Genomic DNA, 26,991 nt, shown 5'->3' on the forward strand with positions numbered 1-26,991 from the left:
CGGTCGGGCCTGACGCATCCCGCCATGTCCGGTACGGACAACGCGACGCGCCCACTTCTCCCGAACGGAGCATGCCCGACCCCCGCCACCGCACCTAGCCTGCGACTAAAAGCCCGTCTGAAGCCCGTTCTCTCCCCCCTGGAGCCCCTCATGACCGAACTGACCGGAGGCCCGGCCCTCCCCCAGGAGCGCCGCATCGTCACCGCGATCCCCGGCCCGAAGTCGCAGGAGCTGCTGGCCCGGAAGAACGCCGCTGTCGCGGGCGGCGTCGGCGTGACGCTGCCGGTGTTCACCAAGCGCGCCGGCGGCGGCGTGCTCGAGGACGTGGACGGCAACTCCCTGATCGACTTCGGCTCCGGCATCGCCGTGACCTCGGTCGGCAGCTCCGCCGAGGCCGTGGTGCGCCGTGCGTCCGCGCAGCTCGCCGACTTCACCCACACCTGTTTCATGGTGACGCCCTACGAGGGCTACGTGGAGGTCTGCGAGCAGCTCGCCGAGCTGACGCCGGGTGACCACGCCAAGAAGTCCGCGCTGTTCAACTCGGGCGCCGAGGCCGTCGAGAACGCGGTGAAGATCGCCCGCGCGTACACCAAGCGCCAGGCCGTCGTCGTCTTCGACCACGGCTACCACGGCCGTACGAACCTGACGATGGCGCTCACCGCCAAGAACATGCCGTACAAGCACGGCTTCGGCCCGTTCGCCCCCGAGGTCTACCGTGTGCCGGTGGCGTACGGCTACCGCTGGCCCACCGGCCCGGAGAACTGCGCCGAGGAGGCCGCGGCCCAGGCCATCGACGCCATGACCAAGCAGGTCGGCGCCGACAACATCGCCGCGATCATCATCGAGCCGGTGCTGGGCGAGGGCGGCTTCATCGAGCCCGCCAAGGGCTTCCTGCCGCGCATCGCGCAGTTCGCGAAGGACAACGGCATCGTCTTCGTCGCGGACGAGATCCAGTCCGGTTTCTGCCGCACGGGGCAGTGGTTCGCGTGCGAGGACGAGGGCATCGTCCCCGACCTGATCACCACGGCCAAGGGCATCGCGGGCGGTCTGCCGCTCGCCGCCGTGACCGGCCGCGCGGAGATCATGGACGCGGCGCACGCGGGCGGCCTGGGCGGCACCTACGGCGGCAACCCGGTGGCCTGCGCGGCGGCGCTCGGCTCGATCGAGACCATGCGCGAGCTGGACCTCAACGCGAAGGCCAAGCGCATCGAGGAGGTCATGAAGGGCCGCCTCTCCGCCATGCAGGAGAAGTTCGACATCATCGGCGACATCCGCGGCCGCGGCGCGATGATCGCGATCGAGCTGGTGAAGTCGGGCACCAAGGACGTCAACCCGGAGGCCGCCGGCGCCCTCGCCAAGGCCTGCCACGCGGAGGGCCTGATCGTCCTCACGTGCGGCACCTACGGCAACGTGCTGCGCTTCCTGCCGCCTCTGGTCATCGGCGAGGACCTGCTCAACGAGGGCCTGGACATCATCGAGGCCGCCTTCGCCCGCCTGTAGCCACGGCAGGGGGACGAGGGTGAAGAACCTGTGCGGAGCGGGTGGTGGACGGGTGATCCGGCTGTCCGGGCCGCCCGGCCTGCCGTACGGTTTCTGCAGATGAGAGAAACACCTCGTCCGCAGGGGACTGCGGACGGAGCCGAGCCGGTACGTCCCCAGTGCCGACCCGGCCGTGCCTTCGCGCACACCACTGGAGCCCTGCGCTCCGGACATCCTCACCGATCGGATGGCCGCCCGCCCCATACCCCCCGGGGCGCGCGGCACCCCGGTCCTCACGGCGGCCTCGGAACCTCCCCCCCTGTTCCGGGGCCGCCGGCATTGCGCCGCCGCCTCATGCGCGGCATCTTCCCGACGCTGTGCGTACTGCTCTTCGCCCTGATCACCTGGCAGGTTGCGGCCCGGGGCCCTTTGCGGGCACTCGACGAGGACCTCGGCCGTACGGTCTCGGCTTCGTCCGCCCCGGGCGGTGCCGCGCAGTTCCTCGCCGATCTCGGCAACGCGTCGGTCGCGGTGCCCGTCCTGATCGCCGCCATGGCCGTTTCTGTGGTGCTGCGCCGCCGGCAAAAGCTGACCAGGCTGTGGCTGCCGCCTGTGTGGTCGGCCCTCACCATGGCGGCTGTTCCGGCCGTGATCGTGCCTGTGAAGGCATCGATAGGCCGCACGGGGCCACCAGCCATGGCGGCGTCCGGCATGCACGACGGCTTCTTCCCTTCAGGCCACACGGCCACTGCCGCCGTCGCGTACGGGGCTGCCCTCCTGCTGCTCATGCAGCCTCTCGCCGCCACGTCACGGGCGCGGCCTCATGCCTCCGCCTCCCCGCCGCCTCATGCGGCGTGTGCCCGTAGCGCGCCTCATGCCGACTCTTGTCTCGGCAGCACCCCGCCTCATGCGCACTCCTCCCGCCTGAAGTCCGGCAACCGCCACGCGCGCACGCGCGCGTGGGCAGCGGTTGCCTACGTCGTCCTGAACGTGGGCGTGGCAGCCGGCCTGGTGCGGTGCGGCTACCACTGGCCGCTCGACGTGGTGGGCGCCTGGTGCCTGTCCGGCGTACTGCTGTGGGGGCTGGCACAGGTCCTCACGCGTCCCGTTCCCGGGCGAGGGTCACGGCCGCCTCGTGCATCGACAGCTCCAGCAGCACAGGATCAGTGAGCGTGCCCGTACCGTCGGGCGGGACGACCCACCGGACGCCTGAGGCGGCACGCACCGGGTGAGGCACGACGACCCAGCTGCCGGTCCCGACGGCGCGCACCCCCGTGGCAATCCACCCGGCAGCGGTGCCCGGCGGCACGAAGAAGCCCATGCGGCAGCCTCCGAAGTCCGCCAGGACAGGGCCCACCTGCCGCGTGCAGCGGGACAGGATCTCCAGCGTGGGGCGCCCCAGTTCGCTGGGGAGGATGAGGACGTCCCAGAGCCTGCCGGCGGGCAGCAGCGTCACCCCGAGGGGGTTGCGCTCCCACTCCCACCGGCAGGTCCCCGGATCGGGTGCCGCCGTCGCCAGCCACTCCACCGCGCTCGGCCTCCCCGCGTCGTCACTCATGGCAGTGCCTCCGTTCCGTGTCCGCTCGTTCTGCGTTCACGGATGGAGAGGCCCCGGAGTGCGGATCATTACGCGGGTTTCCGGGCCGGGCAGAGGTGAAGGGTTCACTGTCCGCAAGACGGCGTGCCCCGGTGCGCCTGGCAGTCGTACACAGGGCGCCGGGCGGGGCGTGCATGGGGCCGCGGCACGGGGCACCGCATGAGGCCGGCTGCCCCGCCGCATGAGGCCGGCGTGCCGGCGCCTGCGTACGAACCCGCCCCATGCCCCGCCGGGCCGCCCCGGCCTACCTCAGCTGTCGAAGCCCAGGCCGACCTTGTCCATCGCCTTGAGCCAGAGGTTGCGGCGACCGCCGTTCTCGTCGGCCTTCGTCATCGACCACTGGGTGATGCCGATGCCCATGGAGCGCACCGGTTCGGGCGGGAACGGGAGCGGCTTGCTGCGCACCATCTCCAGCTCGGTGCGCTCCGTGCGCTCCCCCGAGAGCAGGTCGAGCATGACGTCGGCACCGAAGCGGGTGGCGCCGACGCCCAGCCCCGTGTAGCCGAGGGCATAGGCGACCTTGCCCCCGTGGGCCGTGCCGAAGAAGGCCGAGAAGCGCGAGCAGGTGTCGATGGCACCGCCCCAGCTGTGGGTGAAGCGCACGTCCTCGAGCTGCGGGAAGCAGCGGAAGAAGTGCTCGGCGAGCTTCTGGTACGTGGCCGGGTGGTGGTCGTACTCCGACCGGACGCCGCCGCCGTAGTGGTACACGATGTCGTAGCCGCCCCACAGGATGCGGTGGTCGGGCGTGATGCGGAAGTAGTGGAAGTGGTTGGCAGCGTCCCCGAGCCCCTGCCGGCCCTTCCACCCGACGGCCGCGAGCTGCTCGGCGTTCAGCGGCTCCGTCATCAGGGCGTAGTCATATACGGGCGCGATGTAGGGGCGGACGCGCTTGACCAGTGAGGGGAAGGCGTTGGTGCCCAGGGCGGCGTGGCGGGCGAAGACGCGCCCGTACGGGGTGCGGACGGCGAGACCGGCGGTGCGGGAGGACAGCTCGGTGCCGGGCGTGTGCTCGTAGATGCGCACCCCGAGCTCCGTGCAGGCTCGTTTGAGGCCCCATGCGAGCCGGGCGGGGTGCAGCATCGCGACCCCGTCACGGTCCCAGAGCCCGGCCAGGAAGGTCGGGGAGTGGACCTCGGCACGCAGGGCGTCCCGGTCGAGGTACTCGTAGCCCGTGATGCCGAGGGCCTCGAGTTCCTCGGCGGCCTCCTGGAGCTCGTGCACCTGGTGCGGGGCGGTGGCGATGTCGATCTCACCGGTGCGTTCGAAGTCGCAGTCGATGCCGTAACGGGCGAGGGTGGCCTCGATGTCGTCGAGGTTCTTGAGGCCGAGCTCGTGGAGGGTGGCGAGCTCGTCAGGCCAGCGTGAGGCGCCGTTGGCCCAGCCGTGGGTCAGGGAGGCGGAGCAGAAGCCGCCGTTGCGGCCTGAGGCCGCCCAGCCGGTCTCCTGGGCCTCGATGAGGACGACGTCCCGGCCGGGATCGCGCTCCTTGGCGCGGAGCGCGGTCCACAGTCCGGAGTATCCGCCGCCGACGACGAGCAGGTCGCAGTGTTCGTCGCCGACGAGCGCGGGGAACGCCTCCGGCCGGGAGGGGTCGTCGAGCCAGTAGGGCCGGTGAGCGGCGTCGGAGAGTGCTTGGACAGGGTTCATGGCACGAGCGGCCATGTTCTCAGCTCCTTTTTCGGCGCCCGCCGATCAGCTGACCAGCAAGGACGCACAGCACGGCGATGGCGAACATCGCCGTTCCGATGACATTGATTTGAACGGGTGTGCCCCGTTGTGCGGATCCCCAGACGAACATGGGGAAGGTCACAGTCGAGCCGGCGTTGAAGTTGGTGATGATGAAGTCGTCGAAGGACAGGGCGAAGGAGAGCAGGGCGCCCGCCACGATGCCCGGGGCCGCGATCGGGAGGGTGACTCTCAGGAAGGTCTGCAGCGGGGTGGCGTAGAGGTCCTGGGCGGCCTGTTCGAGCCGGGGGTCCATGGACATCACCCGGGCCTTGACAGCCGTCACCACGAAGCTCAGGCAGAAGGTGATGTGGGCGATCAGGATCGTCCAGAAGCCGAAGGTGACGCCCATGTTGAGGAAGAGGGTGGCCAGCGAGGCGGCCATCACGACCTCGGGCATGGCCATCGGCAGGAAGATCAGGGTGCTGACGGAGGACCGGGCGCGGAAGCGGTAGCGGGCGAGCGCGAAGGCGAGCGCCGTGCCCAGGACGGTGGCGCCCACAGTCGCCCAGACGGCGATCTGCAGGCTGAGCGAGAGGGAGCCGCACAGGTCGGCGACGCCGCACGGGTCGGTCCAGGCGTCGGTGGAGAAGCGCTGCCACTCGTAGTTGAAGCGGCCGTTGGGCTTGTTGAACGAGAAGACGGTGACGACCACGTTGGGCAGCACGAGGTAGGCCAGTGTGGCCAGCCCCGCGAGCACGACGAGGTTGCGGCGGAGCCACCGCACGGGGCGGCTGGAGAGGAGGGCCGGGCGGGCGGGCGTAGCTGTCATCAGACCAGGTCCTCCGTCCCGGACTTGCGGATGTAGACGGTGACCATGGCGAGGATGGCGGCCATGAGGATGAAGGACAGGGCGGCGGCGGTCGGGTAGTCCAGGACGCGCAGGAACTGGGACTGGATGACGTTGCCGATCATCTTCTGGTCGGTGGAGCCGAGCAGCTCGGCGTTGATGTAGTCGCCCGTGGCGGGGATGAAGGTGAGCAGCGTGCCGGCGACGACTCCGGGCATGGACAGCGGGAAGGTCACCTTGCGGAAGGTCGTCAGCGGACGCGCGTAGAGGTCGCCGGCCGCCTCGTGCAGCCGTGCGTCGATGCGCTCCAGCGAGGTGTACAGCGGCAGGATCATGAAGGGCAGGAAGTTGTAGGTCAGGCCGCAGACGACGGCGAGGGGCGTGGCGAGGACGCGGTGCCCTTCGGTGACGCCGAGGGCGTTGGTGACGTCGAGGACGTGCAGGCTCGCGAGCGCGGAGACGACCGGGCCGCCGTCGGAGAGGATCGTCTTCCAGGCGAGGGTGCGGATCAGGAAGCTGGTGAAGAACGGCGCGATGACGAGGATCATCAGGACGTTGCGCCAGCGGCCGGCCTTGAAGGCGATGAGGTAGGCCAGCGGGTAGCCCAGCGCGAGGCAGAGCGCGGTGGCGGTCGCGGCGTAGGCCACGGAGCGCAGGAACTGGGGGTAGTACTCGGTCAGCGCGTCCCAGTACGTGGCGAAGTGCCAGGTGACCTGGAAGCCCTCTTCGAGGGAGCCGGTCTGTACGGAGGTGGACGCCTGGTAGACGAGCGGGGCGGCGAAGAAGACGAGCAGCCAGAGGATGCCGGGGAGCAGGAGCCAGTACGGGGTGGGCTTCCCGCCTCGTGCGGCCGTGCGGGAGGTTGCACGGGGCGCGGGGGGCTTGTCAGTGACGAGTGCCATCAGGTGCCCTCCCCCGCGTCCGTGCCGGCCTCGATGCTCTGCGCGGCGTCCAGGCCGAAGCTGTGTCCGGGGTTCCAGTGCAGGACGACGTCGGCGCCCGGCATGAGGCGGCTGTCGCGCTCGATGTTCTGCTCGTAGACGGAGAGCCCCGTGGCCACCGGGCTGTCGACGAGGTACTGGGTGGAGACGCCGATGAAGCTGGAGGCGGTGATGCGGCCGTGGACGCGGTTGCGCCCCTCGGGGATGGTGCCGGCGTCGTCGGCGTGCGTGAGGGTGATCTTCTCCGGCCGTATCCCGACGAGGAGCTTCCCGCCCGCACGGGGGACGGTGGTACATCGCGCACGGGGCAGGGCGAGTTTGGTATCCGCGGCGCGCAGGACGAGGGTCTCGCCGGAGGAGTCGAGGACGTCGGCGGTGATGAGGTTCGAGGTGCCGAGGAAGTTGGCGACGAAGGTGGTGCGGGGGGTCTCGTAGAGCTCGGCGGGGGCGCCGAGCTGTTCGACCCGCCCGGCGTTCATGACCGCGACCGTGTCGGCCATCGTCATGGCCTCCTCCTGGTCGTGGGTGACGTGGATGAAGGTGATGCCGACCTCGGTCTGGATGCGCTTGAGCTCGAGCTGCATCTGGCGGCGCAGCTTGAGGTCGAGGGCGCCGAGGGGCTCGTCGAGGAGGAGCACCTGGGGGTGGTTGATCAGGGCGCGGGCGACGGCGACGCGCTGCTGCTGGCCGCCGGAGAGCTGGTGGGGCTTGCGGCGGGCGAAGTCGCCGAGCTGGACGAGGTCGAGCATGTCGCCGACCTGCTTCTTGACGGACTTGATGCCGCGGCGGCGCAGGCCGAAGGCGACGTTCTCGTAGATGTCGAGGTGCGGGAAGAGCGCGTAGCTCTGGAAGACGGTGTTGACGGGGCGCTTGTGCGGGGGGAGGGCGGTGACGTCCTTGCCCGCGAGTTCCACGGTGCCGGCGGTGGGCTGCTCCAGGCCGGCGATCATGCGCAGAGTGGTGGTCTTGCCGCAGCCCGAGGCTCCGAGCAGGGCGAAGAAGGAGCCTGCGGGGACGGACAGGTCGAGCGGGTGGACGGCGGTGAAGGCGCCGTAGCTCTTGCTGATGGCGGTGAGGCGGACGTCCGTGCCGCTGCTGCTGTCGGTCGGGGCGGTTGCTGTCATGGTTCTTCGGTCCAGGGGTCTCGAGGGCGTGAGCGCGTACGGCACGTACAGCCGCGTACGTTCTCATATGTCCGGGGCCGGGCGCCGCGCCGGTGGCCCGTTTCGGCGTTCAGACGCCGGTGAGCTCGGAGAATGCGGCCTCGAACGCCCCGTCCTCGGCAGTGGTCAGGGAGCGGAAGGCATGGGCACTCGCCGTCATCGCCCCGCTGGGGACGACGGGGCTGTTGCCGGCCGGCTCCTTGTCGGTCTTCACGAGCTCGTCCCGCGGCCCGGCTACGGGCCGGCGTAGCTGATGGCGGCGGCGAGCCGTGCGGCGACCTTCGGCTGGTGGTAGTGGTCGATGAGGCGCTCGGCGTTCCTCTGGTGGCAGGCGTTGCGGGGGACCAGAAGATTGTCGCTGGAAAATGTGGGGCTCGCGTCCGGCATCGCGTACTGGATGCCGGCGTTGTCGGCTTGGAGCCGGACGAGATCTCCCACCCGGGCGAAGCAGGCGGCGGTGTCGCCCTTGCCGAGGCCGCCCGTGTCGTCGTTGCGGAGGAAACGGCGGTTCACCACGGTGCGTTGCTGGTAGCGCTCCATGCAGGGTGCCCTTTCCGTGGCTGCGACGGACTTTGAACGAGGATCCTGGCAGACCGAAAGCCACCGAACAAGGGATTCCGCTGTTTCCTTTTAATTACGCAGCATTTCCGGGGTTCGCGATGACCACGCGATCACGCCATGCCGATTCGGCGACTCCGCCGGGAGCCGCACACGAGAAAGCGAGCGGGCAGCAACAAGCGCACCAGCGTCCCGCGGCAGGGAATTCCGGGTTAACGGGAAACAGTGACGACTGGCGCGGCGCTCGACTCTGCCTTGCCCATAAGGGCCGCGACCGAGGAGGGACACCGGCAGCCGCGCACACTGGGCCGGGATCTATTACGGAAGGTCCACGAGGACAGCAGGCCGGCCTGCTTTCGTCCGGCCGGAATCCGGTGTCCGCTGTCCGGGCCCGGACAGACCGGCCGGAATTCGGCCGACCGGGACTCAGCCAGATGGAATTCTGCCGACGGGGACAAGCACCGGGACGTCAGCCCAGTGAGAACACGGTCCGGTGCCATGGCTTTCGGGCGATGGCAGTGTTGTCGGACATGACGTGTTTGATCTGGGTGTATTCATCGAATGAATAGGCGGACATGTCCTTTCCGTAGCCCGACGCCCGGTACCCGCCGTGGGGCATCTCGCTGACGATCGGGATGTGGTCGTTGACCCATACGCAGCCCGCCTTGAGCTCCCGGGCGGCCCGCCCCGTGCGGTAGACGTCGCGGCTCCATGCGGACGCTGCCAGCCCGTACGGCGTGTCGTTGGCGAGGGCGATGCCCTCGTCGTCGCTGTCGAAGGGCAGCACGACGAGCACGGGGCCGAACACCTCGTCCTGCACGATCTCGCTGCCCTGGGAAGCGCCCGTGATGAGCGTGGGGAGGTAGTACGCGCCCTTGGCCAGTTCTCCCGCGGGCGCGGCGCCGCCGGTGACCACAGAGGCATACGTGCGCGCTCTCTCGACGAATCCCGCGACGCGGTCGCGCTGGGCGTGCGAGACGAGGGGACCGAGGTCCGTGGCGGGGTCGAAGGGGTCGCCGAGCCGGACGGACGCCATCAGGTCGGCGACCCCTGAGACGAACGCCTCGTACAGGGGGCGCTGGACATAGGCACGGGTGGCCGCGGTGCAGTCCTGGCCGCTGTTGATGAGGGCTCCGGCGACCGCCCCGTGCACCGCGGCTTCAAGGTTTGCGTCGTCGAAGACGACGAATGGGGCCTTGCCGCCGAGTTCGAGGTGGAGCCGCTTGACCGTCCTGGTCGCGATCTCAGCGACCCGCCGGCCGACCGCCGTGGAGCCGGTGAACGACGTCATGGCGACGGCTGGATGGCCCACGAGGCGCTCCCCCGCGTCCGCGCCGGCTCCGCTGACGACGTTCACGACGCCGTCGGGGATACCGGCCTCGGTGGCCGCCTCGGCGAACATCAACGACGTCAAGGGCGTCAGCTCGGCGGGCTTGAGCACGACGGTGTTGCCTGCGGCGACGGCGGGGAGGACCTTCCAGGCGGCCATCTGCAGGGGGTAGTTCCATGGTGCGACGGAGCCCACGACGCCGATGGGCTCGCGGCGTACGTAGGAAGTGTGGTCGCTGCTGTATTCGCCGGCGGAACGGCCCTCCAGGTGGCGCGCCGCACCCGCGAAGAAGGCGGTGTTGTCCACCGTCCCCGGCACGTCGAACTCGGTGGTGAGGCAGATCGGCTTGCCGCACTGCGCGGACTCGGCATGGGCGAGCTCCTCCGCCCGGCCGGCGAGGGCGTCCGAGAAGCGGTGCAGGGCGTCGGAGCGCTCTCCGGGTGTCGCCCCGCCCCATGCAGGGAAGGCGGCTTCGGCGGCCGCGACGGCGGCGTCCACGTCCTGCGGGCCGGCCAGCTCGTACCGGAGCACCTCTTCGCCCGTGGCGGGGTCCACGACCGCGTGCGTCCGGCCCGAGGTGCCCGGGCGCAGCCGCCCCCCGATGTACTGCGCACCGCCGGCGAACCGCCCTGCCGCATCGAACCGCTGCTCCGCCGCACCCATCGCACACTCCTCCGCCGGCTGCGTCCCTGCACGCTGCACGACACAGGGGCATCGGGGCCGATCTTGGCAGAGGAGAGGACAACCAACAAGGGATTCCGTCGCAGTTACGAGCTCCCGCGACGGAATCGGTGCAGGGCTTGAGGTCCGACTACATTCCGGCGCCGAGGCCGAGCAGACTCGCGAAGAAGGCGAACCACAGCACCGGGAGCACCAGGGCCACGATGCCGAGGACGATGCCGGTGGTCGCGGCGCTCCGGTTGGTCGCCTCGCCCTTCGTGACCTTGGAGCGGCCGACGGCGCCGAAGATGATGCCGAGGACGCCCAGGATCAGCCCGAAGAACCAGAGGAAGACCAGGAGGCTGCACACCGCGCCGATGATGCCGCAGACGAGGCCGGCGGTGCCCATGCCGTTGCTGGGCTGCACGGGGCCCGCGTAGCCGCCCGCGGGGTAGCCCTGGACGGGCGGTGCGGAGGGGTAGCCGCTCTGCGCCGGGTAAGCGCTCGGTGCCTGTGCGGGATAGCTGCTCTGGCCGGGGTAGCTGCTCTGCACCGGCTGGTTCGGGTAGCCGTAGCCGGGCTGCTGGGGCGGCACCGGGGGCTGCTGGGGAGCCCCGTAAGGATTCTGGTTGTAGTCAGACATGAAAAATGTCCCCTCCGTTGAACTGCGTCCGGCAATGCTATGGGGAACGGTCGGGCACGGTCAGCCGAGTTCAGGTGCCCGCGGAGGTTGCAGAATGGCGGGCATGAAGATCAACGGGGACCAGCAGGAACACGAGTGCATGGAGCGGCATACGGGGCGGCAGGCGGACGGTCCGCGTTCGGTGGCTGAGCTGACGGCGGCTGCCTCCCGTGGGGAGCGCTTCAAGTACGTCTGTTTCTGGGGTCATCAGCCGCAGCGTGACGGGCGCATAGGGGCGAGCTGCTTCAGCCAGTGGTGGCCTTCGCCGTTCACGGTGGACGGCACCGTCTACGCGACCGCCGAACACTGGATGATGGCCGGGAAGGCGCGGCTCTTCGGTGACGCGGAGGCGGAAGCCGAAGCGATTGCGGCCTCGCACCCGAAGCAGGCGAAGGATGCGGGGCGTAAGGTGCGCGGCTTCGACGAGGAGACGTGGCGGCGCCACCGCTTCGGGCTGGTGGTGGAGGGCAGCGTGCACAAGTTCGCGCAGGACGCCGCGCTGAGCGCCTACCTGCTGGGCACCGGGCGCCGGGTTCTGGTGGAGGCCAGCCCGCTCGACCGGGTCTGGGGCATCGGGCTCGCCGCGGACGACGAGCGGGCCGGGGATCCGGCCCGCTGGCGGGGCGACAACCTCCTGGGCTTCGCGCTGATGGAGGCGCGTCAGCTGCTGGCCGAGCGGTCCACTATCAGCACCGGCGCCGACAAGTAGGCGCCGTAGGTCGCCCCGGGGTCGTCCTCGGGTGCCGGACCGTCGTTGTCGTCGACATCGATGTTGATGTACACGATGACCATCAGGGCGGTGGCGACCAGCCCCACGCCCCCGAGCACCAGGCCGGCGAGCGCCTGCCCGGGGTTCGTGGCTTCTCCCTTGCGCGCCTTGACGCGCCCCACCGCCCCGAAGACGATCGCCAGGACGCCGAGCACCACGCCCAGGACGACCGTGGGGGCGAGCACGGTGCCGACGATGCCGAGCACGAGCGCCGCCAGCCCCATGCCGTTGCTGGGCACGGGCGGCACGTAGAACGGTGCGGCCGGATAGCCGTACGAGCCCGGCTGATACACACCGGGGCCGTAAGGACTCTGACCGTACGGCGGCGCCTGCATGCCGTAGCCGACAGGACCGGGCGCTGCGGCGCGGTGGCCGGGCGGTCCGTAGAGCGTCTGGTCGTACGGGTTTCCCTGGTACGCGCTGGGGGTGCCGGGGCCGGTCGGCGCCAGAGGCACGGGCGGGACGGTGTCCGGGGCCGGAGCGGGGGGTGGCAGCGGGGCCGCATGGGGCACCGGCGGGGCCGCATGAGGCGGGGCGGCGGCATGAGGCGCGGGCACTGCATGGGGCCGCAGTGATCCGGCAGCATGAGGCGCCGGGACGTCACCGGCATACGGCCCGGGTACCGGCTGCGCACCGGGCTTGTCGAGGGGTATCCGCCGCTGCGGCGGAGCCCAGGGATCGGCGTCCCGCGGCTCCGGCTGCTCGTCGGCCCCGGTGGCCTTGTCGGACATAGTCCTCCCCAGTCGATACTCCGTCATGCTAAGGCCTGAGCACAACGGTCGCGCACGTCCCGCATACGATGAACGGCACCCGTCGACCGGCTCCAGCCGACCGCGCCATGGAGGCACGCATGTCCGTACTCGACTCGTTCATCGCCGGGCTCCCGAAGGCGGAGCTCCATGTGCACCACGTCGGGTCGGCGTCTCCCCGCATCGTCTCCGAACTGGCCGCCCGCCACCCGGACTCGCCCGTGCCGACCGACCCCGAGGCGCTGGCCGACTTCTTCACCTTCCGCGACTTCGCCCACTTCATCGAGGTTTACCTGTCGGTGGTCGACCTGATCCGCGACGCGGAGGACGTGCGACTGCTGACGTACGAGGTCGCGCGCGACATGGCGCGGCAGAACATCCGCTACGCCGAACTGACCGTCACCCCCTACAGCTCGACCCGGCGCGGCATTCCCGACGCGGCCTTCGTGGAGGCAATCGAGGACGCCCGCAAGGCGGCCGAGACGGAGCTGGGGGTCATGCTGCGCTGGTGCTTCGACATCCCGGGCGAGGCGGGGCTGGAGGCCGCGGAGGAGACCGCGCGGATCGCTTGTGAGCTGAAGCCCGAGGGGCTCGTCTCCTTCGGGCTGGGCGGGCCGGAGATCGGGGTGCCGAGGCCGCAGTTCAAGCCGTTCTTCGACCGGGCCATCGCCGCGGGGCTGCACAGCGTGCCCCATGCCGGTGAGACGACGGGCCCGCAGACCATCTGGGACGCCCTGGTCGACCTGCGCGCCGAGCGTATCGGTCACGGCACCAGTGCCCCGCAGGATCCGGACCTGCTGGCTCACCTGGCCGAGCACCGCATCCCGCTGGAGGTCTGCCCGACGTCCAACCTCGCCACCCGCGCCGTGACCGACCTGGAGCAGCACCCCATCAAGGAGATGGTGGCCGCGGGCGTACTGGTGACGGTCAACAGCGACGACCCGCCCATGTTCGGCACCGACCTCAACCGCGAGTACGGCGTCGCCGCCCGCCTCCTGGAGCTCGACGCGGCGGGCGTCGCCGATCTTGCCAAGAACGCCGTGGAGGCCTCGTTCATGGACGCGGCGGGCAAGGCGGCGCTCCGGGCCGAGATCGACGCGTACACCGCCGCCTGGCGGGGCTGACGCCCGCAGGCGCGCGCCGCAGCGACAATGAGCAGCATGTCCAGCCCGAAATCCCCCGCCGTGGGTGCCCGCAGCACGACCGCGGTCGCCCACCGCGGCGATCCGTACCGGTTCCGGGAGAACACCCTCCCCTCGATCCGTTCGGCGCTGGAGGCCGGCGCGGGGGCGGTGGAGGTCGATGTCCGCCTCACGCGCGACGGCGTGCCCGTGCTGCTGCACGACGCGACGCTGGAGCGCCTGTGGGGCCTCACGCGGGTCCTGGACTCGCTCTCGGCGGACGAACTGCGGGAGCTGACCGGCGGCGGGGTGCCCACCCTGCGTGAGGCCCTACACCTCGGCGCGGGGTACTCGGGGCCGCGGCTTTTCATCGACCTGCCGGACGCATCGGCTGCCGAGGCGGCGGTCGCCGAAGTGCATGAGAGCGGGGCCACCGGGCGCGTGTACTACTGCGGTGGAGCGGCGTCGATGCTGGCGGTGCGCCGCGCGGACGCGGACGCGGAGACCGCTCTGACGTGGACGACGCTGATGCCGCCGCGCCGTGCGCTGCTCACCGCGGTCGCGCCACGCTGGCTGAACTACCGCTTCGGTCTGGTGAGCCCCGAGCTCGTGGCCCGCAACCACTCGGACGGGCTGCTGGTCTCGGCATGGACGGCGGACACCCGGTTCACGATGCGGCGGTTGCTGGCGTCGGGCGTCGACGCGATCACCACGAACCGGGTGGGCACGCTGCGGTCGCTGCTCCGGGGCTGAGCGGTGCGGCGGGGCCCGGCACACGGGGCGGGCGGCGGGAGCTGCCGCACGAGGCGGGCTAGAGCCCGACGATCTCGTTCCACTCCTTGGTGAAGCCCGGCCGCTCCCGCGCGGTCATGTCGCGCGCCGTCGCCAGGCGTTTGCGCATGTCGTCGCTGGGGAAGATGAGCGGGTTCTCAGCAAGCTCCGCCTGTTCCTTGTCCGAGGACGAGGCAAGGACGTCACGCGCAGCCGGCACGGGGCAGACGTAGTTGACCGCAGCGGCGAGCTGTGCGGCGACCTCCGGCCGGTAGTAGTAGTCGACGAGCGCCTCGGCGTTGTGCTTGTGGCGGGCGAGGTTGGGCACCATGAGGCTCTCCGCCCACAGCTCGGCGCCCTCCTCCGGGACGACGAACTCGATGTCGGGGTTGTCGGCCTGGAGCTGGATGATATCGCCGGAGTACGCCTGACAGGCCAGGACGTCGCCGGACGAGAGGTCCTTGATGTAGTCGTTGCCCGTGAAGCGGCGGATGTGCCGCTTGCGCACGAGGCCGCGCAGCTGGTCGGTCATGGTGTGGAAGTCGTCGGCGGTCCAGCGGGTGACGTCGGCGCCGTTGCCCTGCATGAGCAGCGAGTACGCCTCGTCCAGGCCGGCGAGCAGCGTGACACGGCCGCGCAGGTCGTCCTTCCACAGGTCAGAGGTGTGGCGGATCTCCCGGCCGAGCTTCTTGCGGTTGTACGCGATGCCCGTGATGCCGGACTGCCAAGGGACGGTGTGCAGCCGGCCGGGGTCGAAGGAGGGCTTGCGCAGCAGCGGGTCGAGGTGGCGGTCGACGTTCGGCTGGCGGGAGCGGTCCATCGCCTGGACCCAGCCCAGGCGCACGTAGCGGGACGCCATCCAGTCGCTGACGACGATGAGGTCCCTCCCGGTCTCCTGGTGGTTCATCAGGGCGGGGCTGACCTTGCCGAAGAACTCGTCGTTGTCGTTGATCTCCTCGGTGTACTTCACCGATATGCCGCTCTGCTTCTCGAAGGCGTCGAGCGTGGGGCGCTTCTGCGGGTCCTTCTCGTCCACGTCGATGTAGAGCGGCCAGTTGGCGAACGTGAGGCGCTTGTCGCTGCTGGACCGGTCCGCGGCGGCCCTGTCGGCCGGCTCCACGTAGGCGGCGGGCACGCCGCAGCCGGCGAGTGCGACGGCCCCGGCACCGGCGCCCAGCGCGCGCAGCAGGGTCCGGCGGGACAGGGGCTTCACTGGCTTCTCTCGCATTCCGGCAGCATGGTGGGTCGGATCTTCGCGGACAATGTACGGCCTGTCCGGGAGGCGACCGCACTTCCCGACACCCTGACGGCCGGGAACGGCCGGCCGTCGATGATACCGGCGCCGGACGCGCGACGGCCCGCACCGGAACGAGCGTCCGGTACGGGCCACTGCGGCGGCATGGGGCGCCCCGGGCCGGCGGGCCTGGGGCGCCGCGGTTCGTACGGCATGGGGCCGCGGCCGAGCAGCGTGGGGCCTGGTGGGCCCGGCCGCCGCATGGGGCCGGCCTTCTATCGCATGGGGCCGGCGTTCTGCCGCATGAGGCGGGCCCCGCCCCTCGCATGAGGCGGCAGCCGGCCCGCGCTCGTCAGTCCAGCGACGTCATGACGTGCTTGACGCGCGTGTAGTCCTCGAAGCCGTAGGCCGAGAGGTCCTTGCCGTAGCCGGACTTCTTGAAGCCTCCGTGGGGCATCTCGGCGACCAGCGGGATGTGCGTGTTGATCCACACGCAGCCGAAGTCGAGCTTCTTGGACATCCGCATGGCGCGGCCGTGGTCCTTCGTCCACACCGAGGAGGCCAGCGCGTACTCGACGCCGTTGGCGTACGCGACGGCCTGGTCCTCGTCCGCGAAGGACTGGACGGTGATCACGGGGCCGAAGACCTCGTGCTGGACGATCTCGTCGTCCTGCTTGAGGCCGGAGACGACGGTCGGGGCGAAGAAGTAGCCCTTCTCGCCGACCCGGTGCCCGCCGGTCTCGACCTTGGCGTGGCCGGGCAGCCGCTCGATGAAGCCGGCGACCTGCTTGAGCTGGTTGGCGTTGTTGAGGGGCCCGTAGAGCACGTCCTCGTCGTCCGGCTGCCCCGTCTTGGTGTCGGCGGCCGCCTTCGAGAGCGCGGTGACGAACTCGTCGTGGATCGACTCGTGGACGAGGACGCGGGTCGCGGCCGTACAGTCCTGGCCGGCGTTGAAGTAGCCGGCGACGGCGATGTCCTCGACGGCCTTGGCGATGTCGGCGTCGTCGAAGACGACGACGGGGGCCTTGCCGCCGAGCTCCAGGTGGACGCGCTTGAGGTCCTTGGAGGCGGACTCCGCGACCTGCATGCCGGCCCGCACGGAGCCGGTGATCGAGGCCATGGCCGGCACCGGGTGCTCGACCATGAGGCGGCCGGTCTCCCGGTCGCCGCAAATGACGTTGAAGACGCCCTTGGGGTGGCCGAGCTCCTCCAGCACGCCACCGATGATCTCGGCGATGAGCACCGTGGAGGCGGGCGTGGTGTCGGAGGGCTTGAGGACGACGGTGTTGCCCGCGGCGAGGGCCGGGGCGAACTTCCACACGGCCATCATCATCGGGTAGTTCCACGGGGCCACCTGCGCGCAGACGCCGATCGGCTCGCGCCGGATGATGGAGGTCAGGCCCTCCATGTACTCGCCCGCGGAGCGGCCCTCCAGCATGCGTGCGGCGCCCGCGAAGAAGCGGATCTGGTCCACCATCGGGGGGACCTCTTCGCTGCGCGTGAGGGCCAGCGGCTTGCCGGTGTTCTCGGACTCGGCGGCGATGAGCTCCTCGGCGCGCGCCTCGATGGCGTCGGCGATCTTGAGCAGGACCTTCTGGCGCTCGCCCGGCACCAGGTCGCGCCACGCGGGGAAGGCCGCCTCAGCCGCGGCCATGGCCGCGTCGACGTCCGCGGCACCGGACAGCGGAGCGGTGGCGTAGGCCTCGCCCGTGGCCGGATTGACCACCTCGGTGGTCCGTCCGTCGGCGGCGTCGCGGAACTCTCCGTCGATGAAATTGCGAAGACGACGCAGCTCGGTGGTCATGGCTGCCACCCCTCCTGTCAGATGTCCACTGGGTGAGACCGTCAGCCTAGTCAGTGAGCCCGCGTTTTCGACATACCTCACACCCATGAACGACGGAATCAGTTATTCCTCCGACCGCCGACAACGAATTTCATCGCTCTAGGGTTGCCACACAGACGAGACGCATGCACAGTGGACGTGTGGCCACTCGTAGTCCTGACCCGAAGAACGTGCACGGCACGCCGCCCATCGACGCCGTCTCCCTGGCGATCATCGAGCAGCTCCAGGAAGACGGCCGCCGTCCCTACGCGGCGATCGGCAAGGCCGTGGGGCTGTCCGAGGCAGCCGTTCGGCAGCGCGTCCAGAAGCTGCTCGACCAGGGCGTGATGCAGATCGTCGCCGTCACCGACCCGCTCACCGTGGGCTTCCGGCGCCAGGCGATGGTCGGCATCAACGTGGAGGGCGACCTCGATCCGGTCGCCGACGCCCTGACCGCGATGGACGAGGTCGAGTACGTCGTCGTGACCGCAGGCTCCTTCGACCTCCTCATCGAGATCGTCTGCGAGGACGACGACCATCTCCTCGAAACGATCAACAAGCGCATCCGCACCCTGCCGGGCGTGCGCTCCACCGAGAGCTTCGTCTACCTCAAGCTCCGCAAGCAGACCTACACATGGGGAACCCGATAGCCGTGAGCAAGGACCTCTCCCAGACTGCGTACGACCACCTGTGGATGCACTTCACGCGCATGTCGTCGTACGAGAACGCCCCCGTGCCGACCATCGTGCGCGGCGAGGGCACCTACATCTTCGACGACAAGGGCAAGCGCTACCTGGACGGCCTCGCGGGGCTGTTCGTGGTCCAGGCGGGCCACGGGCGGGCCGAGCTGGCCGAGGCGGCCGCCAAGCAGGCGCAGGAGCTGGCGTTCTTCCCGGTGTGGAGCTATGCGCACCCCAAGGCGATCGAGCTCGCCGAGCGCCTCGCCCACCACGCGCCGGGCGACCTCAACAAGGCCTTCTTCACCACCGGCGGCGGCGAGGCTGTGGAGACCGCGTGGAAGCTCGCGAAGCAGTACCACAAGCTCACCGGCAACCCCACGAAGTACAAGGTGATATCCCGGGCCGTCGCCTACCACGGCACGCCCCAGGGGGCACTGGCCATCACCGGCCTGCCGGCGCTCAAGGCTCCGTTCGAGCCGCTCGTCCCTGGTGCGTACAAGGTGCCCAACACCAACATCTACCGGGCCCCGATCCACGGTGACGACCCCGAGGCGTTCGGCCGCTGGGCGGCCGACCAGATCGAGCAGCAGATCCTCTTCGAGGGCCCCGACACGGTCGCGGCCGTCTTCCTCGAACCGGTGCAGAACGCCGGTGGGTGCTTCCCGCCTCCGCCCGGCTACTTCCAGAGGGTGCGCGAGATCTGTGATACGTACAACGTGCTGCTCGTCTCGGACGAGGTCATCTGCGCCTTCGGCCGCCTCGGCACGATGTTCGCTTGCGACAAGTTCGGCTACGTTCCGGACATCATCACGTGCGCCAAGGGCATGACGTCCGGCTACTCCCCCATCGGCGCCGCCGTCGTCTCCGACCGCATCGCCGAGCCGTTCTTCAAGGGCAGCAACACCTTCCTGCACGGCTACACCTTCGGCGGCCATCCCGTATCGGCAGCGGTCGCGCTCACCAACCTCGACATCTTCGAGCGCGAGGGCCTCAACCAGCACGTGCTCGACAACGAGGCGGCCTTCCACGCGACCCTGTCGAAGCTGCACGACCTGCCCATCGTCGGCGACGTGCGCGGCAACGGCTTCTTCTACGGCATCGAGCTGGTGAAGGACAAGGCCACCAAGGAGTCCTTCACGCCGGAGGAGTGCGAACGGCTGCTCTACGGCTTCGTGTCCAAGAAGCTGTTCGAGAACGGCCTGTACTGCCGCGCCGACGACCGCGGCGACCCCGTCATCCAGGTCGCCCCGCCGCTGATCTCCGACCAGTCGACCTTCGACGAGATCGAGCAGATCGTCCGCGGCGTGCTCACGGAGGCCTGGACCAAGATCTGACGGACCAGGATCTGACGGACCAAGGTGAGCCGCCGGCGCCGCCCGCGGCTCACCCCTCCCGCCGTGGCCCCGCGCGACCCCCCACAGGTCATGCGCGCGTGGGCCACGGCTTCGCTGCAGGCGAGCATGAGGCACAGTTACCGTGCGGCGCCGCCTCATGCCGGGCACACCGGGCCCCATGCGGGGGCCTCATGCGCATCCCGTTCCAGGGCGCACACGCCGCACACTCGTCGCACGCGGGACGCACGCCCGTCGCACGCGCACCACGCCCCACCGCACATCCGGTCGCAGGGTTCCGTCGCATTTGCGCTCCGACTCATATGCGACCCCCGGGGTATGAGGCCGACCGGAGGAAAGTGGGCCGTCCAGCGCCGAGCCTGGGCAAAGGCTAGGATCCCGGTTCCGTACGGTGCCAGTGACCCAATGGCCTCCGGTTCGTTCCCCCGGACAGGGGAACGGACCCTACAGCGACCCGAGGTGCTCGATATGGTGGCCCCGCCGGACAACGACGTGCTCTGGGCACGCGGCCTGCACTACGCCCACAGCGGTTCCCCCGCGCTCGCGGGGGTCTCCATCGGCGTACGCGAGGGAGAGATTCTCGCCATCACCGGGCCACGCGGCTCAGGCAAGACCACGCTCCTCAAATGCCTGTCCGGGCAGATCCTTCCCGACCCCGGCGAGGTGTGGTTCAACAGCGCTCCCGTGCACACCCTCTCGCGTGCCGCCCGGGAACGGCTGCGGCGGGAGCGGTTCGGCTGGATCGACAGCAAGCCCCACCTCGTGCCGGAGCTGACGGCCTGGGAGAACACGGCGCTGCCGCTCCTGATGCGCGGTGTCAGCCACCGGGCGGCCAAGCGCACGGCCGGTGAGTGGCTGGAGCGCCTCGACGTCGGCGACTGCCACCGCAAGCGGCCGGCCGCCCTGCTCCAGGCGCAGCGCCAGCGGATCGCCATCGCACGGGCGCTGGCGAGCGAGCCCACCGTGCTGTTCGCCGACGAGCCGACGGCTCCGCTCCACAACGCCGACCGTGCGCAGGTCCTGCGCACGCTGACCACGGCAGCGCGCTCGCACCACATCACGGTCGTCATCGCCACGCTGGACGACGAGATCGCCACCTTGGCCGACCGTACGGTCTCCCTGGTCGACGGCCGCCGGGGCACCGCGCTTCCGGTGCTGGACGCGCCTGATGGAGAGGGCAGGGCGGCGTGCTCAGTCTCCGCCTAGCGCGCGGCGCGCACCCGCTCGTCCTGCTGCGCAGACTGCTGGTGGCGGCAGCCGCGGCGGGTGTGGGCTTCCTGCTGCTGTGCACCCTGGGTTACGCGGTGGCCCATCCGCAGTCGACGGGCCAGTCGCTCGTCCGGCTGGTGTGGTGCGCGGTGCCGCTTGCGGCAGTGGTCCAGTTCGCGCTTGCGGTGGCCCGCAGCGACCCGGCCACACGCCCCCGTGACGGGCTGGACGCCGCGGGCCTCGGCCCCGTGCAGCTCACGCTGCTCGCGGCGGCGTCCACCGCGATCTCGTGCACGCTCGGCAGCGGGTTCGCTCTTCTGCTGTACATGGAGCTCCGTGGTGACCTCGGCGGCCCTCTGAGCGGTTCGGCGAGCCGGCTGCTGGACGGGCAGGTGCACCTGCCGTGGGGCGCGACGCTGACCCTGCTCGGCCTCCTGCCGGCGCTCGCCGCAGGCGCCTGCATCATTGCGCTGCACCCGAGGCGTGAGGCGGCGGCCATAAGGCAGCAGGCCGCCGATCAGGCCGTCACGGAGCCCGTGGAGGGCGCGGAGGGTACGGAGGACGCGGAGCCGGCCGAGGCCCCTGCCGACGCTTCTCCGGCCCTGCCTGCCGCCCCCGTGCCCAAGCCCGCCTACGCGGGCCTCCCCTGGGGCATCGCGATCATCGCGGTGGGGCTCGCCCTGGAGGCGTACGTGGGCCACGGCCCGGCGCCCGATCCCAACAAGCTGATCTCGCTGCCCGGAGGCGCTGACGGCACCTCTCCCGGCGTGCTGGGGGGCTGGCTCCTGGCCTCCCTGGGGCTCGTGCTGGCCGGCCCCGGGCTGACGCACTGGTGCGGGGTGCTCCTGGCGGCCGGGCGCCCCGGGGCGGTACGGCTGCTGGCCGGGCGGATACTGCAGGACGCCGCCACCCGGATCGGCCGGCCGCTCGGCGTGCTCTGTGCCGTCGCCTCGGGCGCCCTGGCCGCCGCCGAGCTCTACGGCGCCGCGTGGGACTCCTCCGGGCCCCGTCCCTTCGGCCCTCTCACCGGCCTCGGTGCGGCGCTCGTGATGGCCTGTGTCACGGCTACGGCCATCACTGCGGCCCTGGACAGCCGGCAGAACCGGACCGGCACCACGGCGGCCCTGCAGCGCCTCGGCATCCCCGCGTCGATGCTCCGTGGGGCGGCCGTCCTGCGCACCTGCGTGCTGCTGGCCGTCCTGACGCCGCTCACGTGGGCGATCGCGGAGCTCGTGGCACTGCCGATGTCACGCTGAAGGCGCCCGGGGCGGGCCCGCGCTCCGGGCCCGCCAAGCGTCTGCAACACAACAGTTCTTGACCAGTTCTTGACTCAAGGCAACTTCGTCGCCTGATTGCGCGTCTGCTGAGGAGCACGACGGATATCCGGCGAACGGAGCTATTGGTGATCATCGGCCTTGTGACGGCTGTCGCGGCCTCGGCCTGTTATGGCACAGGTTCGGTCCTGCAAGCCGTGGGCTCGCGGAAATCGGCCCGCCGGGAGGCCGCGAAGGCCTCTTCGACGGGTACCACCCAGCACGGTGGACCGAGCCTGTCCTCCACCGCGAAGGCCGCGGTGACGTGGGAGTTCATGGTCGGCACCGTCCTCGACTTCCTCGGCTTCGGGCTCGGCGCGCTCGCCGCCCGCATGCTGCCGCTCTTCCTCTCCCAGACGGTCATCAGCGCCAACCTCGTCGTGACCGCGCTGCTGAGCATCAAGCTCCTGGGCATCCGGCTGACCAGGCCCGAGTGGGCGTCCATCGGTGTCGTCTGCTCGGCGCTCGTACTGCTGGCGACGGCCGCGGGCCACGAGGGGGGCGGCGACACCCCGATGTCCACGCACTGGTGGCTGCTGATCATTTCGGTCGTGCTGATGGGCGGCGGCACCGTGGCCGTCCGACTGCTGGGTGCACGCGCCGCGATCCTGGCCGGTCTGCTGTCCGGTCTCGGCTTCGGTGCGATCGGCGTGGGCGTCCGGATCCTGGACGGGATCGACCCGTTCGACCTTCCGACGCTGATCGCCGACCCGGCGCTCTACGCGATCCTGATATCCGGTGCAGTCGGCATGTACCTGCACACCGTGGCCCTGCAGATCGGCTCGGTCAACGGCGCCACGGCGGCACTGGTGGTCGGCGAGACCATCCTTCCGGGCATCATCGGCGTCCTCCTGCTCGGCGACAATTCCCGCCCCGGCTTCGCCTGGGTCGCCGTCCTCGGCTTCGTCCTGGCGGTCGCGGGCGCTGTCGCAGTCGCCTGGTTCGGCGAACCGGATACACCCGTGGCCGAGCCCGAACCACAAGAGCTCCAGCCTTCGGCGGTCCGCTGACCGCCGTCAGGGCCCCGGCCGCCGCCCGGCAGCCGGGGCCCTGACGTATCCGGCCTCGTGCCGTCGCTCAGCCATGCCCCGCGGCCGCGCCGTCCAGCACGACGACGTCCGCCACGTCGAATGCGACGCCTACGCGGTCGCCGGCCTCGGGGGCCCCGTGCAGCCCGCATGCCGCCTCCAGCGCGGGGCCGTCCGCGGGGCGCAGCATCACCACCACGTGATCGCCCCGGAACGTCCGTCCGGTGACCGTGCACGGCAGGCCCTCCGCCTCAGGCACCAGCCGTACGCCTGCGGGCCGTACGAGCAGCCTGCAGGCGCCTGGCCGCGAGCCTGAGGGGACGGGAATCCCGCCCCATGCGGTGTCCGCTCGATCGCCGCTGACCGTCGCCTCGACCACGTTGTCGAAGCCCAGGAAACGGGCCACGAATTCGGACGCCGGCCGCTGCCACACCTCCAGCGGCGTGCCGGCCTGGGCGATGCGGCCGTCGCGCATGACGACCACCCGGTCGGCGAGCGCGAACGCCTCCCCTTGGTCGTGGGTGACGGCCAGCACCGTGGTGCCCAGCCGACCGAAAAGATCGCGCAGCTCCACCACCAGGCGCTCGCGCAGGCTGCGGTCCAGCTGGCCGAGGGGTTCGTCGAGCATCAGCAGCCGGGGCTGGGGCGCGAGGGCCCGTGCGAGGGCGACCCTCTGCTGCTCGCCGCCGGACAGCGCCGCGACCGAGCGCCGCTGTGCACCGGGCAGGCCCACCAGGTCCAGCAGGTCGGCGACCTTCCGCGCCGTCTCGGCGCGCCCCGTACCGCGCATGCGCAGCCCGAACGCGACGTTGCCCGCCACGTCCCGCTGCGGGAAGAGCTGGTGGTCCTGGAACATGAGGCCCACTCCCCGCCGGTGCGTGGGGACGCCGCTCTGGTCCCGGCCCGCGAGGAGCACCCGGCCGGAGTCCGTGTGCTGAAGGCCGGCCACCACCCGCAGCAGCGTGGACTTGCCGCTGCCGCTGGGGCCCAGCACGCAGACGATCTCCTGCTCGGCGACCTCCAGGTCCACCGCGTCGAGCGCCGCGCGCTCACCGAAGCGGACGCCTATCTTCTCCAAGTGCAGCAGGGCCATCAGAACTCCCCCGTACGGTCGGTGCGGACGCGTTCCAGCACCAGCAGCGCTGCGGCGCACACCAGCATCAGGATCGTGCTCAGGGCCATCGCCTGCCCGTAGGTGAGCTCCCCGGGGCGGCCCAGCAGCCTGGCGACCGCGACCGGCAGCGTGGGGCTGTCGGGGCGGGCGATAAAGACGGTCGCCCCGAACTCGCCCAGGGACACGGCGAACGCGAAGCCGGCCGCGACCCCGAGGGCCTTGCCCACCAGCGGCAGATCCACCTCCCGCCACGCCCGCAGCGGTGAGGCTCCCAGCACGGCGGCGGCCTCACGCAGCCGTGCGTCCACGGCGCGCAGGACCGGCAGTACGGTGCGGACGACGAACGGGACGCCCACGAGGGCCTGCGCGAGCGGCACCAGGACCCAGGACGCCCGCAGGTCCAGCGGCGGCTCGTCGAGGCTGATGAGGAAGCCGAAGCCGACGGTCACGGCGGACGTGCCGAGCGGCAGCATGAGCAGGGCGTCGAAGCCCCGCACGAGGCGCCCCTCGCGCCGCGTCAGCGCCGCGGCCGCCAGCCCCCCGACGACGACCGCGATGACCGTCGCGGCGAGCCCGTACGCGAGGGAATTGCCGATCGCCTCCAGCGGGGCGACGACGAACGTGCCGGCGTTGCCGTCCGCAGAGGCCAGTGCGCGGTAGAAGGCCAGCCCGTATCCGTCCGGGCCTTCGAAGGAGCGCAGCACGAGGACCACGAGCGGCGCGAGGATGAGCACGGCGACGACCGCCAGGACGGACGCCAGGAACGCCCACTGCCCGGCGCCCCGTGGGCGCCGCGCGGTGCGCGCCGGGTCGACCAGCCGCAGGGTCGCCTCACGCCGGCGCACCGTCCAGGAGTGCACGGCCAGCAGGGCGGCCACGGCCACGAACTGCACGAGGGTGAGGACTGCCGCCGTCGGCAGGTCGAGCATCTGCGCGGTCTGCTGGTAGATCTCCACTTCCAGGGTGGCGTAGCGCGGTCCGCCGAGGATCTGCACGACGCCGAAGGAGGTGAAGGTGAAGAGGAAGACCATGAGGGCGGCGGCGGCCACCGCGGGCGCCAGGGCGGGCAGCGTGACCCGCCGCCAGGCCGTGAAGCGCCCCGCGCCCAGGACCCGCGCCGCTTCCTCCTGCCGGGGGTCGAGCTGGGCCCAAAGGCCGCCTACGGTGCGGACGACCACGGCGTAGTTGAAGAACACGTGGGCGATCAGGATCGCCCAGACCGTGGTGTCCAGGCGCACCCCCCACCATTCGTCCAGCAGTCCCCCGCGCCCGAGCAGCGCCAGGAAGGCCGAGCCGACAACGACGGTCGGCAGGACGAACGGCACGGTGACCACGGCGCGCAGCATGCGCTTGCCGGGGAAGTCGAAGCGCGCGAAGGCGTACGCCCCGGGCAGGGCCAGGGCGAGGGTCAGCGCGGTGGAGGCGGCCGCCTGCCAGGTGGTGAACCACAGCACGTGGCCGATGGCCGGGTCGGTCAGGACCTCGCCGACGCGGGCGAACTGCCACTGCCCGCCGTCCTTCAGGCCCCGGGAGACGATCGCGGCGACGGGGTAGGCGAAGAAGACGCCGAAGAAGGCGAGCGGCAGGGCCATGAGGCCGAGCCGCACCGCCGTCCGCCGGCCGGCCCCGCCCGCGCCTCGTGCGGGGCCTCGTGCGGCGGCCCCCGGTTCTACTTCAGGACGAGCGAGGACCATGCCTTGACCCACTGGTCGCGGTTCTTGGCGATCTTCTCGGGGGCGAGCGTGCCGGGCTCGTTCACCTGCGCGCCGTACTTGGTGAACAGCTCGGGCAGCTTGGCGTCCTGGTTGGCGGGCTTGACGAACATCTGCAGCGGCATGTCCTCCTGGAACGTACGGCTCAGGAGGAAGTCGATCAGGGCCTTGCCGCCCTCGGGGTTCTTCGCGCCCTTCAGCAGCCCGGCGAACTCGGTCTGCTGGAAGCAGGTGCCTGTGGCCACGCCGGTCGGCGCCTCGGCGGGCTGCGGCTTCACGCCCATCACCTCGGCCGGCGGGCTGGAGGCGTAGGAGACGACGAGGGGCTTGTCGCCCTTGGCCTTCTTCCCGCCCGCGGAGCCGGAGAAGCGCTCGTTGTAGGCCTGCTCCCAGCCGTCCACGACTTCCACGCCGTTGGACTTGAGCTTCTTCCAGTAGTCCTGCCAGCCGTCGTCGCCGTACTTGGCGGCCGTGGCCAGCTGGAAGGCGAGGCCGGGGGACGAGGTGGCGACGTTCTCGGTGACGAGCAGGTTCTTGTACTCGGGCTTGACGAGGTCGTCGAGGGTCTGCGGCGGGGCCAGCTTGTGGTCGGCGAAGTAGGCGCGGTCGTAGTTGACGCAGATGTCGCCGGTGTCGACGGGGGTGACCCGGTGCTCGCCGGCGTCGGCCTGGAGCTTTCGCGGGACCCGCTCCAGGCCCTTGGCCTCGTACGGGGCGAAGATGCCGTTGTCGAGCGCCCGGGAGAGGAGGGTGTTGTCGACGCCGAAGAAGACGTCGCCCTGGGGGTGGCTCTTGGACAGGATGGCCTGGTTCACGGCCTGGCCGGCGTCGCCGCCCTTGAGGACGTTGATCTTGTAGCCGGTCTGCCGGGTGAACTGCTTGAGCACCTCGTCGGACGCGGCGAAGGAGTTGTGCGAGACCAGGGTGACGGTCTTGTCCTTGCCGTCGGACGCGCCCGAGCCGGCGGAGTCGTCCGAGCCGCCGCACGCGGCCAGGGCCGGGAAGGCGAGCGCGGCGATGGCCGCCGTGCCGATGGCACGCCGCAGGTTGGTGTTCATGGTTGAGCTGACTCCCTACGCCGGTATGACCCGGATCAGGTCCGAGGGTCTGCGGGCCGTGCCGCACTCTCAGCGCCCCGTGGGCGCTCCCCTGTCGGATTGTTCATTTGTGCGAGGGCACCGTATCAGTGCCC

At 70.8% G+C, this 26,991-nt stretch carries 25 protein-coding genes and 1 riboswitch; of the genes, 10 read left to right on the forward strand and 15 right to left on the reverse strand.

Going from position 1 to position 26,991, the window contains the following annotated elements; all coding sequences use genetic code 11:
* Positions 1–150 precede the first annotated feature (150 nt).
* Positions 151–1,500 carry a 4-aminobutyrate--2-oxoglutarate transaminase gene (gabT, locus tag B7P34_RS15460; protein ID WP_106676879.1) on the forward strand — a complete coding sequence of 450 codons (1,350 nt, stop codon included), beginning with the start codon at positions 151–153 and terminating at the stop codon, positions 1,498–1,500.
* A gap of 333 nt (positions 1,501–1,833) precedes the next feature.
* Complete coding sequence (locus tag B7P34_RS15465; protein WP_189382802.1) at positions 1,834–2,649, forward strand: phosphatase PAP2 family protein; 816 nt, start codon at positions 1,834–1,836, stop codon at positions 2,647–2,649.
* Here the strand turns inward: B7P34_RS15465 and B7P34_RS15470 are convergent.
* The 9 genes from B7P34_RS15470 to B7P34_RS15505 form a co-directional block, all read right to left on the reverse strand.
* Positions 2,576–3,037, reverse strand: coding sequence for a hypothetical protein (locus B7P34_RS15470; protein ID WP_106676883.1), 462 nt, complete (start codon positions 3,035–3,037; stop codon positions 2,576–2,578). The two genes, B7P34_RS15465 and B7P34_RS15470, sit on opposite strands and share 74 nt — an antisense overlap.
* Before the next feature lie 288 nt (positions 3,038–3,325).
* On the reverse strand, positions 3,326–4,738 hold the full coding sequence (locus tag B7P34_RS15475; protein ID WP_223267882.1) for an NAD(P)/FAD-dependent oxidoreductase: 1,413 nt from the start codon (positions 4,736–4,738) through the stop codon (positions 3,326–3,328).
* 4 nt (positions 4,739–4,742) lie between these two features.
* A complete protein-coding gene (locus tag B7P34_RS15480) occupies positions 4,743–5,573 on the reverse strand; it encodes an ABC transporter permease (RefSeq protein WP_106676887.1) in 831 nt (276 codons plus the stop codon).
* On the reverse strand, positions 5,573–6,493 hold the full coding sequence (locus tag B7P34_RS15485) for an ABC transporter permease (RefSeq protein WP_106676889.1): 921 nt from the start codon (positions 6,491–6,493) through the stop codon (positions 5,573–5,575). Before B7P34_RS15485 ends, B7P34_RS15480 begins: the two co-directional genes overlap by 1 nt.
* Positions 6,493–7,656 carry an ABC transporter ATP-binding protein gene (locus B7P34_RS15490; RefSeq protein WP_106676891.1) on the reverse strand — a complete coding sequence of 388 codons (1,164 nt, stop codon included), beginning with the start codon at positions 7,654–7,656 and terminating at the stop codon, positions 6,493–6,495. The genes B7P34_RS15485 and B7P34_RS15490 overlap by 1 nt, the downstream gene beginning before the upstream one ends.
* A 109-nt stretch (positions 7,657–7,765) precedes the next feature.
* Positions 7,766–7,909: a hypothetical protein gene (locus B7P34_RS37485; protein WP_189382804.1), complete on the reverse strand. Its 144-nt coding sequence runs from the start codon at positions 7,907–7,909 to the stop codon at positions 7,766–7,768.
* A gap of 20 nt (positions 7,910–7,929) precedes the next feature.
* A complete protein-coding gene (locus B7P34_RS15495; RefSeq protein ID WP_106676893.1) occupies positions 7,930–8,235 on the reverse strand; it encodes a hypothetical protein in 306 nt (101 codons plus the stop codon).
* Between the two features lie 487 nt (positions 8,236–8,722).
* Complete coding sequence (locus B7P34_RS15500) at positions 8,723–10,246, reverse strand: gamma-aminobutyraldehyde dehydrogenase (RefSeq protein WP_106676895.1); 1,524 nt, start codon at positions 10,244–10,246, stop codon at positions 8,723–8,725.
* Positions 10,247–10,394: 148 nt separating this feature from the next.
* Entirely contained in the window at positions 10,395–10,886 is a 492-nt protein-coding gene (locus B7P34_RS15505; RefSeq protein ID WP_106676897.1) for a DUF4190 domain-containing protein, read from the reverse strand.
* A 139-nt stretch (positions 10,887–11,025) separates the two neighbouring features.
* On the opposite strand from B7P34_RS15505, the gene B7P34_RS15510 reads away from it, so the two are divergent.
* Entirely contained in the window at positions 11,026–11,634 is a 609-nt protein-coding gene (locus B7P34_RS15510) for an NADAR family protein (protein WP_106676933.1), read from the forward strand.
* Here the strand turns inward: B7P34_RS15510 and B7P34_RS15515 are convergent.
* On the reverse strand, positions 11,586–12,149 hold the full coding sequence (locus B7P34_RS15515; RefSeq protein WP_106676899.1) for a DUF4190 domain-containing protein: 564 nt from the start codon (positions 12,147–12,149) through the stop codon (positions 11,586–11,588). The two genes, B7P34_RS15510 and B7P34_RS15515, sit on opposite strands and share 49 nt — an antisense overlap.
* A 395-nt stretch (positions 12,150–12,544) precedes the next feature.
* On the opposite strand from B7P34_RS15515, the gene B7P34_RS15520 reads away from it, so the two are divergent.
* On the forward strand, positions 12,545–13,567 hold the full coding sequence (locus B7P34_RS15520) for an adenosine deaminase (RefSeq protein ID WP_106676935.1): 1,023 nt from the start codon (positions 12,545–12,547) through the stop codon (positions 13,565–13,567).
* A 36-nt stretch (positions 13,568–13,603) separates the two neighbouring features.
* Positions 13,604–14,317, forward strand: a complete 714-nt coding sequence (locus B7P34_RS15525; RefSeq protein ID WP_106676901.1) for a glycerophosphodiester phosphodiesterase — start codon at positions 13,604–13,606, stop codon at positions 14,315–14,317.
* A gap of 58 nt (positions 14,318–14,375) precedes the next feature.
* Here B7P34_RS15525 and B7P34_RS15530 read toward each other — a convergent pair whose 3' ends face one another.
* Together B7P34_RS15530 and B7P34_RS15535 are read right to left on the reverse strand one after the other, a co-directional pair.
* On the reverse strand, positions 14,376–15,563 hold the full coding sequence (locus B7P34_RS15530) for a polyamine ABC transporter substrate-binding protein (RefSeq protein WP_189382806.1): 1,188 nt from the start codon (positions 15,561–15,563) through the stop codon (positions 14,376–14,378).
* A gap of 358 nt (positions 15,564–15,921) precedes the next feature.
* Positions 15,922–17,373 (reverse strand): gamma-aminobutyraldehyde dehydrogenase, encoded by a 1,452-nt coding sequence (locus B7P34_RS15535; RefSeq protein WP_106676903.1) that lies wholly within the window; start codon positions 17,371–17,373, stop codon positions 15,922–15,924.
* Positions 17,374–17,552: 179 nt separating this feature from the next.
* Here B7P34_RS15535 and B7P34_RS15540 point away from each other — a divergent pair, with 179 nt between their 5' ends.
* The 5 genes from B7P34_RS15540 (at position 17,553) to B7P34_RS15560 (ending at position 22,955) form a co-directional block, all read left to right on the forward strand.
* A complete protein-coding gene (locus B7P34_RS15540) occupies positions 17,553–18,041 on the forward strand; it encodes an Lrp/AsnC family transcriptional regulator (RefSeq protein ID WP_030369670.1) in 489 nt (162 codons plus the stop codon).
* A complete protein-coding gene (locus B7P34_RS15545) occupies positions 18,026–19,405 on the forward strand; it encodes an aspartate aminotransferase family protein (RefSeq protein WP_106676906.1) in 1,380 nt (459 codons plus the stop codon). The genes B7P34_RS15540 and B7P34_RS15545 overlap by 16 nt, the downstream gene beginning before the upstream one ends.
* A 486-nt stretch (positions 19,406–19,891) precedes the next feature.
* Complete coding sequence (locus B7P34_RS15550; RefSeq protein ID WP_106676908.1) at positions 19,892–20,629, forward strand: ABC transporter ATP-binding protein; 738 nt, start codon at positions 19,892–19,894, stop codon at positions 20,627–20,629.
* A complete protein-coding gene (locus B7P34_RS15555; protein ID WP_106676910.1) occupies positions 20,611–21,888 on the forward strand; it encodes a hypothetical protein in 1,278 nt (425 codons plus the stop codon). The genes B7P34_RS15550 and B7P34_RS15555 overlap by 19 nt, the downstream gene beginning before the upstream one ends.
* A 215-nt stretch (positions 21,889–22,103) precedes the next feature.
* The gene (locus B7P34_RS15560) at positions 22,104–22,955 is read left to right on the forward strand and encodes a hypothetical protein (RefSeq protein WP_223267884.1); all 852 of its coding nucleotides are present in this window, start codon (positions 22,104–22,106) and stop codon (positions 22,953–22,955) included.
* A 67-nt stretch (positions 22,956–23,022) separates the two neighbouring features.
* On the opposite strand, the gene B7P34_RS15565 is transcribed toward B7P34_RS15560, so the two are convergent.
* The 3 genes from B7P34_RS15565 to B7P34_RS15575 all read right to left on the reverse strand — a co-directional run bounded on the left by B7P34_RS15565 (position 23,023) and on the right by B7P34_RS15575 (position 26,857).
* Positions 23,023–24,066, reverse strand: coding sequence for an ABC transporter ATP-binding protein (locus B7P34_RS15565; RefSeq protein ID WP_106676915.1), 1,044 nt, complete (start codon positions 24,064–24,066; stop codon positions 23,023–23,025).
* Positions 24,066–25,679, reverse strand: coding sequence for an ABC transporter permease (locus tag B7P34_RS15570; RefSeq protein ID WP_223267885.1), 1,614 nt, complete (start codon positions 25,677–25,679; stop codon positions 24,066–24,068). The genes B7P34_RS15565 and B7P34_RS15570 overlap by 1 nt, the downstream gene beginning before the upstream one ends.
* 77 nt (positions 25,680–25,756) lie before the next feature.
* Positions 25,757–26,857 (reverse strand): thiamine ABC transporter substrate-binding protein, encoded by a 1,101-nt coding sequence (locus B7P34_RS15575; protein WP_106676919.1) that lies wholly within the window; start codon positions 26,855–26,857, stop codon positions 25,757–25,759.
* Positions 26,853–26,960: riboswitch (TPP riboswitch) on the reverse strand. (Overlaps the previous gene by 5 nt.)
* Positions 26,961–26,991 lie beyond the last annotated feature (31 nt).

It is taken from the genome of Streptosporangium nondiastaticum (genome assembly GCF_003011965.1).
In the GTDB taxonomy this organism is placed as follows: domain Bacteria; phylum Actinomycetota; class Actinomycetes; order Streptomycetales; family Streptomycetaceae; genus Streptomyces; species Streptomyces nondiastaticus.